At 39.6% G+C, this 18629-nt stretch carries 18 protein-coding genes and 3 pseudogenes; 14 read left to right on the plus strand and 7 right to left on the minus strand.

Annotated elements, in window-relative coordinates; translation table 11 throughout:
• The first annotated feature begins 1 nt into the window (after position 1).
• The 5 genes from HXT41_RS00345 (at position 2) to HXT41_RS00365 (ending at position 4827) form a co-directional block, all read left to right on the plus strand.
• Positions 2-1417, plus strand: coding sequence for a class I SAM-dependent RNA methyltransferase (locus HXT41_RS00345; RefSeq protein WP_421788698.1), 1416 nt, complete (start codon positions 2-4; stop codon positions 1415-1417).
• 474 nt (positions 1418-1891) lie between these two features.
• A complete protein-coding gene (locus HXT41_RS00350; RefSeq protein ID WP_103014080.1) occupies positions 1892-2155 on the plus strand; it encodes a type II toxin-antitoxin system RelE/ParE family toxin in 264 nt (87 codons plus the stop codon).
• Complete coding sequence (locus HXT41_RS00355; RefSeq protein WP_004109873.1) at positions 2149-2436, plus strand: addiction module antidote protein; 288 nt, start codon at positions 2149-2151, stop codon at positions 2434-2436. Before HXT41_RS00350 ends, HXT41_RS00355 begins: the two co-directional genes overlap by 7 nt.
• Positions 2437-2818: 382 nt before the next feature.
• A complete protein-coding gene (locus tag HXT41_RS00360; protein ID WP_103014079.1) occupies positions 2819-3847 on the plus strand; it encodes an amidase domain-containing protein in 1029 nt (342 codons plus the stop codon).
• A gap of 344 nt (positions 3848-4191) precedes the next feature.
• Positions 4192-4827: a hypothetical protein gene (locus tag HXT41_RS00365; protein WP_146024633.1), complete on the plus strand. Its 636-nt coding sequence runs from the start codon at positions 4192-4194 to the stop codon at positions 4825-4827.
• A 43-nt stretch (positions 4828-4870) separates the two neighbouring features.
• Here HXT41_RS00365 and HXT41_RS00370 read toward each other — a convergent pair whose 3' ends face one another.
• The 4 genes from HXT41_RS00370 to HXT41_RS00385 form a co-directional block, all read right to left on the minus strand.
• Positions 4871-5443 (minus strand): FMN-binding protein, encoded by a 573-nt coding sequence (locus HXT41_RS00370; protein WP_103014077.1) that lies wholly within the window; start codon positions 5441-5443, stop codon positions 4871-4873.
• Between the two features lie 227 nt (positions 5444-5670).
• Positions 5671-7272 (minus strand): ATP-binding cassette domain-containing protein, encoded by a 1602-nt coding sequence (locus HXT41_RS00375; RefSeq protein WP_103014076.1) that lies wholly within the window; start codon positions 7270-7272, stop codon positions 5671-5673.
• Between the two features lie 33 nt (positions 7273-7305).
• Entirely contained in the window at positions 7306-7671 is a 366-nt protein-coding gene (locus tag HXT41_RS00380; protein ID WP_421788825.1) for a methyltransferase, read from the minus strand.
• A gap of 28 nt (positions 7672-7699) precedes the next feature.
• The gene (locus HXT41_RS00385) at positions 7700-8290 is read right to left on the minus strand and encodes a hypothetical protein (protein WP_103014074.1); all 591 of its coding nucleotides are present in this window, start codon (positions 8288-8290) and stop codon (positions 7700-7702) included.
• Positions 8291-8892: 602 nt separating this feature from the next.
• On the opposite strand from HXT41_RS00385, the pseudogene HXT41_RS00390 reads away from it, so the two are divergent.
• The 4 genes and pseudogenes from HXT41_RS00390 to HXT41_RS00405 all read left to right on the plus strand — a co-directional run.
• Positions 8893-9039 (plus strand): annotated as a pseudogene (locus HXT41_RS00390) (MFS transporter); the annotation flags it as partial.
• Positions 9040-9335: 296 nt separating this feature from the next.
• Positions 9336-9899: a hypothetical protein gene (locus HXT41_RS00395; protein WP_103014073.1), complete on the plus strand. Its 564-nt coding sequence runs from the start codon at positions 9336-9338 to the stop codon at positions 9897-9899.
• Between the two features lie 13 nt (positions 9900-9912).
• Positions 9913-10158 (plus strand): hypothetical protein, encoded by a 246-nt coding sequence (locus HXT41_RS00400; protein ID WP_421775745.1) that lies wholly within the window; start codon positions 9913-9915, stop codon positions 10156-10158.
• Positions 10159-10711: 553 nt separating this feature from the next.
• Positions 10712-11722, plus strand: a complete 1011-nt coding sequence (locus HXT41_RS00405; RefSeq protein ID WP_048730094.1) for an amidase domain-containing protein — start codon at positions 10712-10714, stop codon at positions 11720-11722.
• 606 nt (positions 11723-12328) lie between these two features.
• Here HXT41_RS00405 and HXT41_RS00410 read toward each other — a convergent pair.
• Both HXT41_RS00410 and HXT41_RS00415 read right to left on the minus strand, forming a co-directional pair.
• Positions 12329-12511, minus strand: a pseudogene (locus HXT41_RS00410) (IS3 family transposase); the annotation flags it as partial.
• A 12-nt stretch (positions 12512-12523) separates the two neighbouring features.
• Positions 12524-13162, minus strand: a complete 639-nt coding sequence (locus HXT41_RS00415; RefSeq protein ID WP_421788700.1) for an IS3 family transposase — start codon at positions 13160-13162, stop codon at positions 12524-12526.
• Between the two features lie 596 nt (positions 13163-13758).
• Here HXT41_RS00415 and HXT41_RS00420 point away from each other — a divergent pair.
• The 3 genes from HXT41_RS00420 to HXT41_RS00430 all read left to right on the plus strand — a co-directional run bounded on the left by HXT41_RS00420 (position 13759) and on the right by HXT41_RS00430 (position 16072).
• The gene (locus HXT41_RS00420; protein ID WP_410309529.1) at positions 13759-14151 is read left to right on the plus strand and encodes a hypothetical protein; all 393 of its coding nucleotides are present in this window, start codon (positions 13759-13761) and stop codon (positions 14149-14151) included.
• Between the two features lie 292 nt (positions 14152-14443).
• Positions 14444-14929, plus strand: coding sequence for an NUDIX hydrolase (locus HXT41_RS00425; RefSeq protein WP_421788703.1), 486 nt, complete (start codon positions 14444-14446; stop codon positions 14927-14929).
• Positions 14930-15439: 510 nt separating this feature from the next.
• Entirely contained in the window at positions 15440-16072 is a 633-nt protein-coding gene (locus HXT41_RS00430) for a helix-turn-helix domain-containing protein (RefSeq protein WP_116994836.1), read from the plus strand.
• A gap of 736 nt (positions 16073-16808) precedes the next feature.
• Here HXT41_RS00430 and HXT41_RS00435 read toward each other — a convergent pair.
• Positions 16809-17063: a type II toxin-antitoxin system Phd/YefM family antitoxin gene (locus HXT41_RS00435; protein WP_004110957.1), complete on the minus strand. Its 255-nt coding sequence runs from the start codon at positions 17061-17063 to the stop codon at positions 16809-16811.
• 310 nt (positions 17064-17373) lie between these two features.
• Between HXT41_RS00435 and HXT41_RS00440 the strand changes: the two genes are divergently transcribed.
• Positions 17374-18360: a helix-turn-helix domain-containing protein gene (locus HXT41_RS00440; protein WP_116994835.1), complete on the plus strand. Its 987-nt coding sequence runs from the start codon at positions 17374-17376 to the stop codon at positions 18358-18360.
• A 21-nt stretch (positions 18361-18381) separates the two neighbouring features.
• Positions 18382-18618: pseudogene (locus tag HXT41_RS00445) on the plus strand (hypothetical protein); the annotation flags it as partial.
• Positions 18619-18629 lie beyond the last annotated feature (11 nt).

Here is an 18629-nt window from a genome sequence, read left to right on the forward strand (position 1 = left end):
CATGCAAGTAACGATGCGAATCGAGCGATATGCGGATCAAGGTAGATGCGTAGGTCATCTCGAAGGACGCGTTGTATTCGTGCGATTTGCCCTTCCTGGTGAGCTGGTTGTTGTGCGCATGGATGAGCCGATGCGTGCAAAAGCGCACTTTTTTACTGGCGAAGTTGTAGAAGTTTTGGAGCCTAGTGCGGATCGTGTGGAGCCGCAATGGAAGCTCGCTGGTCCTTTGGCTCAGGGCGGCGGAGTTGGCGGCGCGGATTTAATTCACGTTTCTTTGCCTGGTCAGATTCGTTGGAAGGCTTCCGTAATTGCCAATCAATTCCAGCGTTTAGCGCATATGGATGTTGCGGAAAGCGATGTTAGTGTTGAGCGCATGCCAGGGGACGAGGAGCTTAACGGGTTTAATTGGCGTACGCGCATGGAGTTGGTTGCGGATGATGAAGGGCGATTGTCTATGCGTAAGCGCGAGTCGCATGATCGCATTGCGATTGATACTATGCCGCTTGCGTCGCGCGCAGTTTTGGTTGTTGCGGATTCTTTGGACTTGTGGAATCGTTCTTTTTCGCCAAATGCGCAAATTCGTCTTGCTGTTCCAGAGCCTAGGGTTGATGGTTTGGATTTTGGTGTTTCTGGCGATAAGGCTGCGCTTCTTAGTGCGATTGGCGAAAATTATGCGCTTATAGTAAATGATGAGTTGGTTGCAGGATCGGCATTGTTGCGCGAGCGCGTGCGAGTTGCTGTTAATGAAGATTTATCTCGTGCGCGTACTTTTGATTACGATGTTGATGGGCGCGGTTTTTGGCAGATTCATCGCGCAGCTCCAGAGCATTTGGTGAACTACGTTTTGGGATTAGTTCGTTCTGCACTTGGTGGGCGCACTAAGAATACTGTTTTGTGGGATTTGTATTCTGGTTCGGGTTTGTTTACGATTCCTCTTGCGACTTTGGCTAATGTTGGCGGAGATTCTGCTGGTGATGCAGGTTCCGTTGGTTCTGCAGAGCCAGCTCGCGTGCTTAGCATTGAGGGTGCGCCGATTGCTGTAAAGAACGCAAGGCGAAATATTGGACGCGCTGGTCTTAGCAGGGATGTTGTTGAAGCGCTTGAAGGGGATGTTGCGCAAACTCTTGAATCGCAGGTGTTTAAGGCGAGTAAGTCATCTAAGATTGTGCGCCGATTTGCGCATCCAGATGTTGTTGTGTTAGATCCTCCGCGCGCTGGTGCTAAAGCTCAAGTTTGTAAGCAGATTGCGAAGTCTGGAGCAAGAAGCGTTGTGTATGTTGCTTGCGATCCGACCAGTCTTGCTCGCGATGTTGGCACGTTTAAGGAGCTTGGCTACAGCGTTCAGTCTTTGCGTGCGTTCGATATATATCCCAACACTCACCACGTCGAGAGTGTCGTATTGATGTCAAAGGCTTAATAGGTGGGTGCAAATTTGCCCTTGTGTAGCAAGGCTTAGCGAGGGCTATCGTTAAAAGGTTTAATGCGAAGCGGCTTTAGGCTGGGTTCTTGCGGTTTTTGAGTGTGTTTTGGCTGTATGAGGGAACATGTCTACGTTCTAGGGTCGAGTGCACAAGATGGATAACGTTAAAAAGTGCACCCACCTTGCACCCAGCTGGTGAAGTGGGGATATACAGTATTACAAGCATAATATAGTAAGAAATAATATGATGTTCTAAATCAAAGTTTCAGAGTACAGAGCAATAGTTTCAGAGTTCAAAAGCAAAGCTTCATTGTATACAACACGTAATGAAGCTAGATTTCAAATTATCATGTGAAGAATCATGGAAGATATTATCTGAAATCATAAAATCATCACCTTCAAACCTTGTATATTTTAAAACCCGCGCGACTAATCAGCTAAATCCGCTAATTTAGGAGACTTAGTAGGCTCATGGTCTTGCAATCTAAAGCTCGAATTAATGCGAGGCTGAGATTATGTGAAATTGCAGGTAAGCCAGTAGGTGATTTACATCCAGTTTGCAATGGTATTAGTGAACTGCGTTTCGCTTTTGGACCAGGATATCGTGTGTATTTTGCACAAAAAGGCTCAAAGTTAATGCTATTACTTGCTGGTGGGGATAAAAGTAGTCAAAGTAAAGATATTAAGCAAGCGAAGATACTTCTTGCACAGTTAATTGAGGAGAAGAAATGGTAAATATAAGTAAATGGGATGCGAGTGAGTATCTTGAGGACGATGATGATGTTATTGCATATCTCAATGCTGCAGCAGAACTTAACGATCCTCGCTTGTTGCAAGCTGCTATAGGTGATATTGCAAAAGCTCGAGGAATGAAAGAGATTGCTCAAAAAGCTGAGGTTGGTAGGGAAAGCCTTTATAAAAGCCTAAGACGAGATGGCAATCCTAGCTTTCAAACTATTGCGAAGGTTGTTCAAGCGTTAGGTGGACGCATTGCAATAGAACCAGCAAATGCGTGACACACACAGTTATCGTGGCAAAAATCGCAAATCTAGCAAAATCTGCCACGATAACGTGCGTCCTGTTTACAGCGTCATGCAACAATTACAATGACTGAATTGTAAGGCGTAAGACTAGAATTACATACATTTTTAATACATTTAGTATATTAAATATATTTAGTTGATATTTGAAACAAAATGGCACTTATAGCAACAGAACAACAATTCCATATACATAAAACATCGTTTTATGATTTTATTGACATCCATATAAATTCAATAGTAGAATTTCTAATGTGTTGTTTAGTTGCACCGTAAAGATGCATGCAACTAGCGCTTTGCTAGTTTCTTTTATCAGTACGGTTGCTGATCATCATGGTTAATTAGGAGAGAAGATAAGATGAAAATTTGTTATAAAATGATAGCTACATGCTTTGCCTGTCTACTGATTGCTAATGGATTAGTAAATGTAGCATATGCCGATAATAATTCTGGCGTTACAACTCAAGAAAGTAGTTTTGTAAAAGTACGAAATTATATAGCATTCCAAGGTGAGCGTTTCAGATTACTAGATACATTCCAAGACCCAAATTCAGCAAAGCAAAACTTTTTATCTAAACATTTTAGTGTTATCAACAAGGCTAAGAAAAGTTATTCATTGCCTGAATTAACTGAAAAAACAGCAACAATTTATAAAAGCATTCTTTCACAAGAGGATGAAAAAAATACATTGAGAACAGACGCGACAGAATCTGTTGAATTTTTAGATTGGTATGAAAATAGATCTGAGAATGATGCAATACTTGCTGAACTTGAAAAAATAAATAAACAAATTTCTAATGGATTTCTATCTAAAGAAGAAGGCATAGAAAACGCTTATCTACTTTTGCCAACATTACCAGAAAATCATAATGATAAACCATATTACGCAGACCGTAGTTTAGGGATTAATGTTTCTGCCGCGAAAAAATATGCTGCAAAATATGCTGTAAAACCTAATCCAAAATACGGTTATAAAAAAAGAGGCTGGTGGATTTGGGAACGCGATGAAGATTGCACAAATTTTGCTTCTCAAATTTTGTACGCCGGTGGCGTATCAATGGATATGTATAATAATCCATCTAAAGGTTGGTGGTGGAAGGCACAGAATGACACTTCTATCTCTTGGGTTAATGCTAATACTTTCAAAAATTATATGGGAAGTGGCTACAATACAAAGCATTGGAAACAGCTTGTTCATTCTGTTGCTGACGGTGATTTTATCGGCGTTGATTATAACCAAGATGGAGAAGTTGATCATATCGGTTTCGTGTATCAAAAAGGTCGCGATGGTTTGAAGATTGCACAACATTCCACGAATTATTTAGCGTGGGATGGTGGATGGCCAAAACATGACGGAAAAGCTATTTATTATAGAGTACGTCGATAAATAGTAAAATTTTGTAACATTTTCATTTAAGAAGAATGTAAATAATGAATTTGCTAAAGAATATTTGTAAACGCAAGTGTGCGTGGTTATTGTTTATTCCACTTGACACTATATGCCTACTTACTCTGGCATATAGATATTTTATTAACACATCGAATGGGTATGTTTTATATGACGGTCTTGCATGGACTAGTGTAGTAAGTCTTGTATTGTTGGTTTGCGTTATTGCATTTTGTCGCGAGCGCAAACGCTGGATAATGTCAATAACACTAGTAGCGCTTTTCGTTATATCTACGCTTATTTGCATGTATGCGCAATCATTAGCAGAGCTATTACAAGTTCCTATGGTAAATTATGCATATTATCCCGGCTCTGAAGTAAATACAGTTCTTATATGCCTGAATTTTTGCGTACATAGTGTATTGGTTATGCTTCTTGCATTTAATAGTTATAAGACTTTCATCGAGAAAGAACAATCAGAAAATAGTGCATCTTGCAATATTGTTCCCGAGGAGAAAAAATTTAAAAATATTCATTCTTTCTGTGCAAAATATTTGTGGATTATTTTAGTAGTGATTGATGCTATAAGTATTGTATTACTTCTTCGATTTTGGTTTACAGGATTGCATGATGCAGTTAATTCAACATTGTATAAGGCAGTACAATTGTCTGGATTTTATGTGCCAATTTGCTTTGCAATTGCTGTGTTATCTTTGCGCAAAGATTCAATGCGATGGAAAGCATTAATACCTATTGTAATTATTATTTTTGATACATTAGGTACATTGCTATGGTCAAGTGATACAGAACTATTGTATGGGTATTCAATCAATCCATACCCTGGACCTCATATTTTCACTCTTGTTACTACGTGGAATTTCTACCTAATCACTTGTACAGCTTTTGCTTTAATGTTGCACAAATATAAGGAAAATGTACGATTAAAATCAGTTGATAGCGTTCAAAATAAAAAAGATTAGATGCTGATTCAATCTGCGCAATAATCGCGATTGTGCCTTGCAATTATTGTGCGGATTGAATTGAAGCCTCTTGGCGAGCAACATCAAGCGCTTTATTGAATGCGTCGCTAGTCCAACTTGCTCCAGCAACAACTGAAATATGCAAATCTTTCAACGGCTTTCCAACTATTTTACCTGGAATAGCGCCAGCAAAAGCATTCATGTGCTTTTTTGAAATCGGCGTAAACGGATGAGGAGTCATTTGCACATCGCTAATATTCCCATTTGCGACGCTTAAGCGCACATCAAAACTATCTTCTGCAACCGGACCATACGTAGCTTTGATTTTGTAATCGCCATCTTTGTAATTGCCAGTATCGGTTTTAGACTGGTTTTTAGAATCCCCAGAATCTTCACTTTGCGCAGAAGACTGAGATTGCTGAGCGCCAGCATCGTACTTCCCTGAAGGATTACCGCCATCATCCGCGCTTTGACCAGAATTGTCAGCGAACTCATCGTTCATAGGAACAGCTTTTGGCTCTCCACAAGCGGACAACATAGCAGATGATGCAGCTATAACAGCAAGCGCAGCAACAGTTTTGCAACTTTTTTGGATTCGACATCCTTCAGGGTGGATGCCCTATATCTAGCGACTGGCTAGGATTTCGACTCCAATTTCCCTTTTTTCAAAGGTAAGATACAGAACAAGAGAATAGTTTGAACTTAGACCAGCTTTGGGCTCTTTTAGTTTCATCATGGTTTTGAGTGATGCAGACTCAACGACGTATTCTTTGATCGCAAGTGTATCGCTTACCTCACTTCGGTCACATAAATCTAATATTGTCAGAAAGACGGGTGCATATATTATGCGAGTTCAGATAATCCAGAACTGCTAAGTTCGAGCCATCTTGTGATTGAGAGGCTCTCTAAAAAGTCGCGATCATGACTTATTACTAGCAGAGCGCCTTCAAACTGCGACAGCAAATCTCTCACCTCACGGAGGCTTTGAATATCTAGACTATTAGTAGGTTCATCTAAAACAATGAGTTGTTTTGGTGGGGTAGCTAGTAGGAGCTTCGCGAGTGAAAGTCTAAACTGCTCGCCACCCGAGAGTTCAGATACAAGGCTGTCAGGCGTTGCGCTGCTAAAATCAAGCCGAGCAATGACAGCGAATACTCGTTGCCGTTCAAGGTTGGGTATCCCTTGCACAAGCTCGTCCCAGATCGTTTTTGAGTGATCAAGATGTAGTGAGTTCTGAGAGAGAATACCAATACTTTCAAGATCAGGGGTCAAAGGTTCTGCCCAAGCCGGACCAGAGCACCTCAAGGAGCTATTGTTAATGCTTGCTATGAGGCGCGACTTTCCAACACCGTTAGCACCAACAAGTGCAACGCGATCGTCACCACCGATAATGGTTTGCCAGCCAGTGCATGAAGACAAACATATAATCTGACGCCTACTGCCCTCTTGATCTGACAGCAAACCGTCGAGACGCATAGTATGTTCTTTTTCGATGTTATTTTTTGCGGCCAATTCGGTCTCAGCGGCATCTTGGCGTTTCTCTGTTAACTGTGATCGTTGTCTGCTTAAGGTACCCTCAGACTTACTTTTGAGACCGTTCATAGACATTTTAGAGCCGCGCTTCTGAATCGATGCACGTTGATTACCGTTCCTACGAATTGATTGCCGTTGCTCTAATTCTCTAAGAGAACTTTTCAGCCTTTTTACCTCTTTTCGCGCTTTGTTAAGCTCGTGAGTGGCCTCAGCTCGCCTATTCTTTACATGGTTCAAGTAATCAGCGAAGGATCCATCTATCTGAGTCAATCTACCATCACGGATTTCCCAAATCTTGTCAAAGCAATCCATGATATTTCGATCATGTGTTGCCACGATAAGGGTGTATTTAAAGTCGGCAATAAAGCGCACCAGCCGCTCTCTTCCAGCGAAATCAAGGTTATTCGATGGTTCATCAAGCAAACAGATTCTCGGCTTGGCAATCTGAGCTCGCGCTAACCCCAAGTTCGCGAACTCACCACCAGAGATTTCTGAGATCAACCGTGAATACTCTAGTTGTGGGAACCATTCTTCTTTAACAGACTCAAGCAGGCTCGCAAGTTCCCATTTATCACTTAAATACGCTAAGTCCTCCTCATTATAATTACCTTCCTCAAGTCTTTCGGAAGACCTCAAGAACCACTCAACACCAAGAAACTCGGCAACCGTGCGATTATCATCAGGGCTACGATTCTGTGCCATGAAATACGGTGCGGATCCTAGGACTACGGAGCCATGAGATGGAGAAATCGTGCCTGCGATGATACGCAAGAGCGTTGACTTGCCACTTCCATTATCACCGACAACTGCGATACGTGTATTAGAAACATGGCTTGAGATGTCGTTCAATACGAGCACATCTCCATCAAAACTGTGACTCACGCCATTCAAACGTACAGCACTCTGATCCATATTCTTACCTCACAGAGAAATAATAAAGATGAATTAAGGTCGTGCTATTAAGGAAAAGCGCATCGGACTTTCTGTAACATGCTCACAGTCTGTGAAACCCGCAGCTAGAACAAGTGACCGAACATCTTCAGGTTCTCTGACCCGTCCTTGAACAGCACAAGCTAGCGCCAGTTTGCCTATAGCATCAACATGTGATGAAGAAGAAAATCTGATCGCCTCGGAGATAACCAAGTTCGCCCTAGATTGGCGAATCGATCGAAGAATATTTCTTAGTATTTTTGTACAACAGTCATCATCCCAATCAGCTAAAATCGAATCCAACAGAACGACATCTACGCTCGGAAGACTGTCGTGGAAAAAGTCCAGTGGCATAAACTCAATGGTTTTATTGGCTTCAATTCCTTATATTTAGTTTTTACCTGTCTATTTAGTTTTTACTGTTTTTATCCGTTTCATTCTTACTTGAATGAGATTTTATGTGTGTTATTAAATCTCTTAGGAACGAAATTGCTGGTAATGCCAATGGCGTCCATGACCATTGGTTATTTGTAATAAGGAAAGCTATTAGTCCAGAAAGCAAGCATAAAACAAATAGTACAGCGCTTATCCATGTATTTCTTTTAGATGTTTCTATTTCTGCTTTAACAAGTTTGTCTTGTCGTTTAGACTCATCGACCGTAAAAGCATCTGCCTGATTAAGTATTCTTTCTTGTACATTCGTTGGGTACAAATTAAAACTTTCTGGATCTGGCAGTATTCCGCTCCATTCGTCGCTATAACCTAGAGTCTTGAGTGCAAATATAAGTGAAGCAGCTTGTTTTTCTTCAAAGGTAGTTGAATCTATTGTTTCGTTAATGTCATTTGACGTAATTCCGTCGACACTCCCAGCAGTATTCGAGTCATTCTTCGATTCATGATTTGTTTTTGAGCGTTCTTCATTGACGCCTGGCGATATTGTTCCAGCTTCTGAGTCTGATTCGCGCTCGGAATCGTCGGCATAATTGAAATCATTTTTCACAAACTCCTACCTTTTGCTAGTGCGGTTTGATTCTCAAATGAGAATTTAATAGTTTACGCAATATAAAACAGTCTACACAATATAATGAAACTATTTTACATTATTGTTTATTGCTTAGCTAGTGTATAACAAGATTGTTTTTGATTAAAGCAGTAATGTTTATTGAGTTATAAAAGTGATTGTGTTTTTGTTTTAACATTTTTATCTCTGGTTTGTGTTGGCGTTGGTTGCGTATGCGTGTGTGTTTTGAGTGTTGAGTGTGTTGCTTTCGGTTTTGTTTGCTACTAGGGACATTCAAAACCGAAAGCTTTTTGTTTTTCACTCTTTTTGTTTTGAACTGTTTTAGTCTATGATCCCTGTTTTTTTGTAGTGTTTTTGTTGTTTTGTATTATTATTTGTTGTTTTTTGGCCAAGGGTATAGTGTTATCAAATTTGTCAAATAAGCTATTGGATTTGTGTAGTTTGTAGTGAATTATTTAAGTTTGGTAGCGATTTGAAGGTAGTTATGTAAGTTTGCATGTAAGCCTGCGTGTAAGTAGTTATGTAGTCTTGCATGCAAGTTTGCATTGTTTGGAGAGAGTTTTAGGGGAGAGCTGGTTGCTGTGAAGTCAATATTTAGTAAGAATAATATTTTTATTCGCATGAGATCTATTAGTCCGGCATTGCGATGGGCTCTGGTTGGCTTATGTTTTTCTATGCTCGGCAATCAAGCGTATGAAGGATCGGTTTTGCCTATACTCGCGCTGATTTTTACCGCCGGTCTTCTTGTTGTTTTGCCGCAGCTACCAAACACGAGCTACGCTACAGACTAGGGATGTAGTTGTGATTTTGAGTATTCTAATTGTAGTCTATTTGCATAATTTAGTATTTGGGGGGGGGATAACCCTATTCCTATTTGTTACAAGTAAAACTGAGAACACCTTATACATTTTATATATTATCAAAAATAACAACAACAATTGTATGGCAAAAAATTATGGAATAAGATGAGTACTAAACCTAATGATAGGTCTTTTATATATTGTAATTACAAAGGAGAATTTCTATGAAATGTCATATTTTTAAGTCTATTGCTGTAGTTGTTGCAGCATTATCAACCTGTATTTCTCTGGTATCAACTGCTCAAGCTAGTGAGATAGTGGATAATGGACCAAGTGTTGTAGAAAGTAATGTCAGTGATGCGAATATAGATAATTATGCTAAGCGTCTTGAAATTATTTTTTCAAGGTATCTCAAGTTTAATAAAATTAATAAAAAATGGACTATAACACAAGCAGGGGAGTTTTCTCATGTTCCGAAAGAAGTGCTTGAGAATTTAATTCATAAGCTCAATGCAAATGCATCTGTTGATAAGATTTCGTCTAATGATAATCATGCAGTGCGTTCGAAGGATTATGCTAAATGTGTACTTGAAACTACTGGTCTAAGCAGCCTTATTGGAATATTTCATGGTGCTTTAACAAAGTTACTTGAAAATCAGCTTTGGAAGCAAGCTGCTATGTATATTTTAAAGGCAGTTGGTCCAGCCGCATTTAGAGGTGGAGCTGTGGCCCTAGCTGCAAGTTTAGCAGCTTCTGCTATTTGGTGTGCGACTCCGTGGAGTAAGTGAGGAGGATATTCTTATGTACAAGGTTCTTATGTTCGTGCTGAAGTTGGTTATGTTTACAGCTGTGAATTTTATGTTCCTTTACTTGTCGATGGTGGTATTCGGCCATGATTTTGGTGTGATGTTCAAAACGTATGGAAATGCGCTCGGTCCGCTTATGTTTATGCTTGCTTTGATGACAACGATGTCGTTGCCTAATGAAGGAACTATTTTTGAGGGTAAGCGGCAAAAAAGTGTGTCTAAAAACCCGAGTTTTCGTTGAAATACCAAGGAAAACTTGCTGTAGTTAAGCTAAAAAAGCTTAACATTTAGTATTACTTGACATTGAAAACAAAAGGGGCTTAAAAGATAATCGTGCTATTACTGCATAAAATACTTAAGAAATTATCATAAGCCCCTTTTCGGCCTATAGACCTTCTTTTTAGTTTTAATGCAATAAATTTAATATTCCTAATTTTATTTTCAAAAATCACTAGATTGGTTTTATATATTTTTTGAAATAAAAACTATTCTATACAAAGCTTAAAATGCACTCATCTAATCATCCCTTGAATCATCTCACGTGCTACGAAGCATCATCAGAAGATGACTGGACGAACGAGTAGGTATTGAAGAAAGCCAACCAAGCTTGTGTTGGCTTCGCCTTGTCGCTGCCATCATTGCGTTGAACCGCACCATCAGATGCGGCAATTAACCAACCGAGCAAAGCGTCTAAAGCAGCAATGATCTACTAATACTGTGACATTTTGACATTCAAAGAAGTTTGTGTATAATATATAATTGTGTTGTTGTAATTAATTCAAAGGAGTAATATTATGAAACACAAATCCACAGTAAAAATGTGTGCATTTTGCCTATTGTTTACAATTGGAATATTTCCATCAATGGCATCCGCATCCCCGCCTCACAGTGAAGACTTTCTTGCCAATCAAGAAACTGCAACTAATACTGTTAAGTTCCAAGGGAAGACTTTATATTTATTAGATACCTATGTCAATGGCGATGCTGCCAAGGCTAAATATGTTGCTCTCTACGCGAGTGACCTCAGAGCTGCTCAAACCAAATATTCTCTACCAGAACTAACCGTCGACACAGCATCTATGTACAAACAGATTATTATTACTGAAGTTTTGGATGGCCGTCCAGATTTACAACCATTGGTTCAATTTCTTGATGTTTATGAAAACCCTAAAGAGAACTCACAAATTATCGAACAGTTAGATGCGTTCAATCTTAAGATTTCCGAAGGTGAGCTTTCTAAAGACGATGGTATTGCTCTCGCAAAAATGTGGATTCCAACCAAGCCTAAAAATGGGAATGATAGACCAGTTTATGCTTTGCGAAATTCCGGTATCGACCTTAGTAAGGCTCGCGCTTATGCCGAGAAGTGGGCAACAGGGATTAATGGCAAATATGGTGAGGAAAAGAAATGGTATGGTGCCCCTGTTGACTGCACTAATTTTGCTTCGCAGATCCTACACGCCGGTGGTGTACCAATGGATACCTATAATGATCAAAATAAAGGATGGTGGTGGAAATCGAAGGGAGATCGCTCTACATCATGGGTGAATGCCAATGTTTTCAAAAACTACATGGGGTCTGGTTATAGCACAAAGCACTGGGATAGTTTCGTGTCTAATGTGCGTAGTGGAGATTTCATTGCTGTAGACTTCACAAGTGATGGGACTGTAGATCATGTGGGCTTCGTCCACACCAAGAGCGGTAGAAAGTTGCGGATTGCACAACATACCAACAACTACCTTAAATGGAATGGCGGATGGCCAGATTCAAATGGCAGAGGAACGTACTATCGTGTCCGCCGCTAAAGGTAATAGGCTACAGCTAATACCCCTAATAGCTGTGCTAGCAGGCCTAGGAATACTAGTTTATCGCTTCTGGTTGAACACCTCTGCTCTGTACGCTCCATTCTACGCTCTCATGGCGTGCGGGGTTGTTGGTGCGTTGATTCAGTTATTGGTTGCAATAACAACTACTTGTTTGTACCGCAGAAAAGTTATAGCTATCGTGGATGTGACAGTGATTATAATTACATTGTTGATTATTCTATTTGGCGATTATATAGCATGCAGTGTGCTGAAATTGCCTGTTGTTAGCTATGCTTGGAGCCCTGGAACGCAGATTAACACCGTTGCTACAATCTTGTCCGGTGCTGTGGTGACATTCCTAGCATTCTGGGAACAACGCAAAATAAAGTGACAGTAAAACCATATGAAAAATCTACAGTTAGGTATATTCTTGCGCATTCGATGACTAGTTTTTCTCATAAGGGAATGTAGTACCGATTGCTATATACCTGCCAGATTCTAGGCGAATAACCTTTGTGCTATTCGCCTAGATTTTTATATATTCTCATCACTGCGAGTGCTATTGCGTCTCATGAGCTATAGGCCAAAAGGGGCTTAGGACAGTTTTTAGACATTTTGTGCAACTATAGCACGATGTTCCGTAATTGTCTTTCCATTAAGACCTGTTTTAATTCTGTGGTTGTTGTAAAAATCAATGTAAGTATGAATAGCTTTACGTAATTCTTCTGTACTATCCCAGTTAAGTGGATAATACATTTCTGTTTTCATTCGTCCAAAAAAGCCTTCACAGGCAGCATTATCTCAACTGTTTCCTTTTCTTGACATGGAGCGTGTAATACCAAGACCTTCTAATCTCTCAATCCACCCGCCACCTCTATAGTGATTTCCTCTATCGGTATGAATAGCTAAGCTTTTACATTCTGTAGTGTCGAGGGTAGATAAAGACCCTTCTAACATTTCATCTTCAAGACACTGATATGGGTGGTTTGAAAGAGCGTAAGAGACCACTTTACCATCAAAACAGTCAATCATAGGGCTTAAATAGAGTTTTGACTCTTTTGCTGAAAACTCAGTAATGTCTGTAAGCCAAATCTTATTAGGTGAATTTGCATGAAAATTATTATTAACGATGTTACTGCATGCGGGAGTAATTTCTCCTATGTAACTTGAATAGCGTCTTTTACGCCTGGCATATCTAATCTCAATTAACTCTTCTTTCATGAGCCGTCTTACTACTTTTTCAGATACTTTAATACCTTTAGTTCTCAACACTAACCATATTCTAGGAGAGTCATAAGTAAAGAAGTTTTCTTCTGCAATCTTGTGTATGCAACCTCGTATATGTGCGTATTTGTCAGGTTTTTGAAGAGCATTTTTAGCATAGTAATAACTTGAACGCTTTATCTGAAGTGTTTTAATCAGAAGCTCTAACGGTAACACTAAAAGTAGTTAGGCTTATAACACTTTTTGCGGAGTGAGGATTTCTGATATTAATACGGTTGGGATTATATTAGATTTGTTGGGATTGTATTAAATACAGTTGGACTTTATTGGCCACGGTTGGGACTCTATTAGAGCGTGGCTAATGCTCGTTTTGTTTTCTAAAACGAGTGTTGTTTAACGAGAAGGGGGGTGAAAACATTGTTAACGCTTAAACCTCAAAGCACGTAGCTTTCAAGGCAAGTGTGGTTTTTACATGTCAAACTGTTATAAAAACGAGATTATTCCACTCTTTTTTACACTCATGATACGGGTTTTAAGAAAGAGCGGGTAAATGTTATAAGAATTTTTGGAACAATTAACAAGATTGTGGTTAATGATTAATCAATAAGACACTACTAGTAAACAGTTAAAGCCTGATTAGCTATAGGGCGATGAGATACGTCAATAGGATCCTCATGGTTTTTTCATGACTCCTATGAAGTACCTCTATTCTACTATGGCTGTTTTTCAGGTATTAGAGTCGGTACTTCATAAAGTATCGGCTCTTTTTTGTATGTGTCTTCACCCTACCGCTGCAGGCGGGAAGGGTGAGCATGAGGACTCGCAAAACTAATAGCAATGATCGAGCAACGTATAAGTATACAAGTTGTGTTCGTAATGAAGATGGTAGTTATAGTGAAGAAACTATCGAGATTAAGCCGGGCGAAAATGGTGTCACTGAAGCTGATATTAAGATGCTTCACTCAATGGATGACAGTGAGGTTTACTACAACAATAAGAACCTGCGTCCTACTAGAACTGTTGAAGAAAAAGCTGAGATTGAAGCTTGGAAAGAAGAATATATCCAGCATTTTAATCTTAAGCATGGTTATGAGCCGAATAAAGATGATGTGGAGTATGCTGCTGAAGAGCATTTTCCACGTAACTATAATCTTTCACTTGACTTTGATGCACGTCGAGAGTGTCGTATTGATGTCAAAAGCTGATTAGGTGGGTGCAAGTTTGCCCTTGTGTAGCAGGGCTTAGCGAGGGCTATCGTTAAAAGGTTTAATGCGAAGCGGCTTTAAGCTGGGTTCTCGCGGTTTTTGAGTGCGATTTTGCTGTATGAGGGAAGATATCAACGCTCTAGGGTCGAGTGCAATAAGTTCAATGATTGTTGCTTGTGCACAGTGTGATATACAAATGTATCAATCACTTGGATTTTCAATTCAGATTGGGAACTTGTTTTCATTTGAACCATAAGTCACAGTCATTAGATAAAAAATAAAGGAGTAAACTATGGAGGATAATTGCGGATTTATTAACGATAAAAAAGCATTTAGGTATAGAGCAGCAGCCATCATAGTAGAAGAAGGTTGTGTGCTATTTGCAGGAAATGATGAGGACGACTATTACTACTCAGTTGGCGGAGCGGTTCACATGGGCGAGACATCAGAAGAGGCCGTGAAGAGAGAAGTATTTGAAGAGACAGGTCTTAATTACGAGGTCGATCACCTTGCTGTCGTACACGAGAACTTATTTATCGGCAGCTCCGGCTTAGATGGAGTAGACTTCCATGAGCTTACACTCTACTACTTGATGAAGTCCCTGGGCAAAAGAGATTTTACGAGCCATAGTACTACAGAGTCAGGTGCTAAAGAGACAATGCATTGGTTACCTATAGATGAGCTTGATAAGTGCAAGGCTTACCCGACATTTATGAAAGAATATCTTAAATCGGAGCATAGTGGAATAGAGCATATAATTTCAGATGAAAGATATTAATGAATCCCGCTATTATGGCAAGAGATCGTTACATAAACATTAGTTCTAGTTTCTTAACTCTTGTATGCAATGAAACTTTTCCTTTTATACTCTGAAACTGTTGCTTTCTGTGTTATATATCTCAGCATGCTCTTGACAACAAACTTATGTTTCTGTTGCCTTATTCCGTACGTTTGTTGTTGGGGATTGGCATGAATGAGAGCAGAGCAATGAGGTGGATATCGGTCTTCGGCGCGTTGTGTTGTATGGCTCGTGCACCTTGGATTTTGTACATTCTCTGTTAGTTTTGTATAAATTTCTTTTGAAACAGCTATTTTCACATAATTATGTGCGCGTGTGCTAAGAAAATGCCATGTTACGATTCGTAACGCTTGTGTTCTAGTTAGTTCCTTTTCTATTCATATGTTGCTCGTTAGCATGTAATTACGCAGTGCGGTTATTAATTGCATTACGAGCAAAACAAATAATCGTTAAGAACGAAAGCTCATAGCCAATGAAAGGAGTTATACGATGTTGTTGGGAGAAAAAATCAGAAATGCGCGCGTGGAAGCGGGTTTAACTCAGGAAGAACTTGCTGAAATGATTATGGTTTCGCGTGCTGCGGTAGCGAAGTGGGAAGGTGGTCGCGGTCTGCCGGATGTTGCAAATTTGAAGGTGATTGCGGATGCGCTGGGTGTTACTGTCGACTATTTGTTGGATAAAGACAATGCTATTGATTTGTCAATCATTAAGAAGCCTATTGATTTAGCGAAGTATGGTCTTAATGAAAAATTGAGTGTTCGTAAGAAAATCAAGATGAAGGAACAAATTATTCGTGATGAATATGCAGACGCTGAAATTATTATGCTCACGGTGACGAAGTTTATTCCAAATTCGTCTGAAAAGTTTATGGATAATTTTATCGGGTGTATTACTACTTTGTTCGGTGATATTCCTTTGTTTGATACGTTTGCATTCGGTAAAGCGGTAGAGAGTATTGGCAGTGAACAGTATTACTTGGTGAATAAAAAAGAAAAGCAATTTTTTGTGCTGATAACGGATGAGTATATTATTAGCAGAATGATGCGAGTAAAGTTCACTGATAAGAAGATGTGTGTTGGGGATAAGGAATTTACGCAAGTTGGTAAGTTGCGTGATAAGTAAGAACCGGGAACCGGTAGTTGGTTGGGAATTGGTCAGAAGAATGTGTTTTTCAGTTTTGATTTCCGCATTCTTCTGATTTTTAGTTTCCGGGTTTTGTACATGCTTTTAGTGTTTTACATGACAGTTGATCATAAGAAATGAAATTCGATTTTTGCACACATATAAAAATGCATATTCTTTGCATCTGGCTAGTCTACTGAAATTATTTGACCTGTGCGTCAAAAAAGTTCATTGGCGCCAAGTCATGATTTTGACTATATAAAACGTTACATTGGGCTTTTAGAAAGATATGTCACATATTGTCGAATTTCCATTATTTGTTGTTGATAATATTTTCAATGTTTCTGCCTGTATAAAAGATACGAACAATCGTCACGCTACATTTATCTTCATCTAAGAGGTAAAAAGTTGTGTAGCTATCTATGGGAACCCTGTGTATTTCCATAGAACACCAAGGCTCCCGGCCAACAATCTAGTATTGCATGGGCATGGTGTTAATAGAATGGATATCATGCCTGAAATCAGGCTATAAAGTCAATTTTAAACCTTTAACGATAGCTTTTTTAATAACCGTTAGCATAATAATGATTGTTATTAGGAATAGTTATTCCAGTAGTGCGTCAATATTTCGTTTTGAGTATAGAAGTCTTCGCACTTCCATAGTGTCGTCGATGACAACGTAAAAAATAGAAAAGTTGCGTACATTAATCCTGTAGTAAGGGTGTTCTCGTGTTGATTAATCCCTTCTCCTTACACTATCAAAGACGTCGTCTTTAGAAAGACGCGTAGAAGTATTTGCGGCAAAAGTATCTGCTTCGTCGAGTTTTCTTTCGATGTCGTCAGTGAGAGCAGAGTATTGTTTGATGCTCATGAGAACCATAGTTCCATAACCGTTTTTTGTAAGGAATACTGGTGTATTTGAATTTATAACTGTTTCTTCTACTTCTGGGAATTTATTTCTTAAATCGGAAACTGGGCGAATATTGATCATAGTATCAACCTCCTTTTATCAAAAAAGTATCATAATATTATCAAGATTACAATAGTTAGCGCGCTATCGAACTTTTATTCCGACGTTTGGCGAGATATTATTCCAATGTTTGGCGGCATCAGTGAAGATGATTGGAAAGTGCGGTGCAAACATGAGAGAAAACGAATTGGTGGTCGGTTGCGCTCATTTGTCGGCAGAAATTGCGCTTTTAACGGTAATTGTCAATCGCACTTGCTACTACGCAACTGCTGTTTCAGCTATAATTTCACCATAATCATGATGAATTCTAGTTTGAAATGGAGATGTTTTTATGATTTTAGCAGATAAAATATTGGAACTGCGTAAACAAAACGGTTGGTCGCAGGAAGAATTGGCGGACAAATTGGGCGTCAGTCGCCAAGCTGTTTCCAAATGGGAAGGCGCACAAAGTATCCCGGATATGGAACGGATAATTGCATTGAGCCGTTTGTTTGGTGTTAGTACAGATCTTCTGGTAAAAGATGAAATTGATGTTATGGGGAAGAACGTCAACGCAGGTGAAAATGCCTGCCAGGAAGAAGCCGGCGTTCGCATGCGGGTAATTGAGCTGGAAGAAGCCTCCGCTTATATTGCTCACAGAATATCATTTGCCGCCTATGTTGCTCTAGGCGTTCTTCTTTGTATTCTGGCGGCAATACCGTTGGTCGGCAGTGATCTTTTGCTTTCTCACACAGTAAATGCACAAGTCGGTAAAACTATGGGCTTAGCATTCAGTGTTGCGATTATTACCGTAGCTGTAGCTATTTTTATTATTCAGAGTTTCCACGGAAAGCGTTATCAATATTTGGAAAAAGAGGACTTTGGAACGGCTTACGGCGTTGACAGTGTGCTCAAAGAACGCTTGGAACGGTTCATGCCGTCGTATGTGCTGCGGACGGTCAGCGGTGTCGTTTTATGTATGGTTGCCTTTATTTTTCTTATAATTTCGGATATAGCACCGAAATTTTATCAACTTTCATCCGGCTTTTTTGTAGTTATCGCTATTGCCCTGGTGGCAGCAGCTGTCTATTTATTCGTACAGGCGAATATTATCCGCTCGTCCTATTGCCGTTTGCTGCAACCGAAGAAAAAAACTGTCTATCCTGCAAAGATTAGCTTATTTCTCCAAGCTTACTGGCTTATAATTATCTGCATTTATTTAGCCTACAGTTTCATCACGTCCGATTGGGGAAAAAGTTGGATTGTTTGGCCGTTGGCCGCATTGACTTACGGAGTAATAGAAGTAGTGCTCAAAGCGTGGAGGCTCGGAAAGAAATAAGTGACTTTCGGAGCCGATTTTGTGGCGAATAATGTTAAGGCTGTTGCTTCTTGCATGGTGGATACGTTAAATGGTACGAGTGTTTTAGAGGGAGAAATTACCAAGGGTGCATGTCTTGAAGTAGTTTGTGAAAATGGTATTAGCGAGGTTTCTGATAAGAATAAGGTCAATCTTAGTTGTAATAATCTTGGGCGCAAAACAGATGGATGTGCTCACTATGCTGTGCATTGCTTGAATGGGAAAGCTGTAGTGAAGTAATACTGTTGCGG

Source organism: Gardnerella sp. DNF01189, assembly GCF_049244195.1.
GTDB classification, from domain to species: domain Bacteria; phylum Actinomycetota; class Actinomycetes; order Actinomycetales; family Bifidobacteriaceae; genus Bifidobacterium; species Bifidobacterium swidsinskii.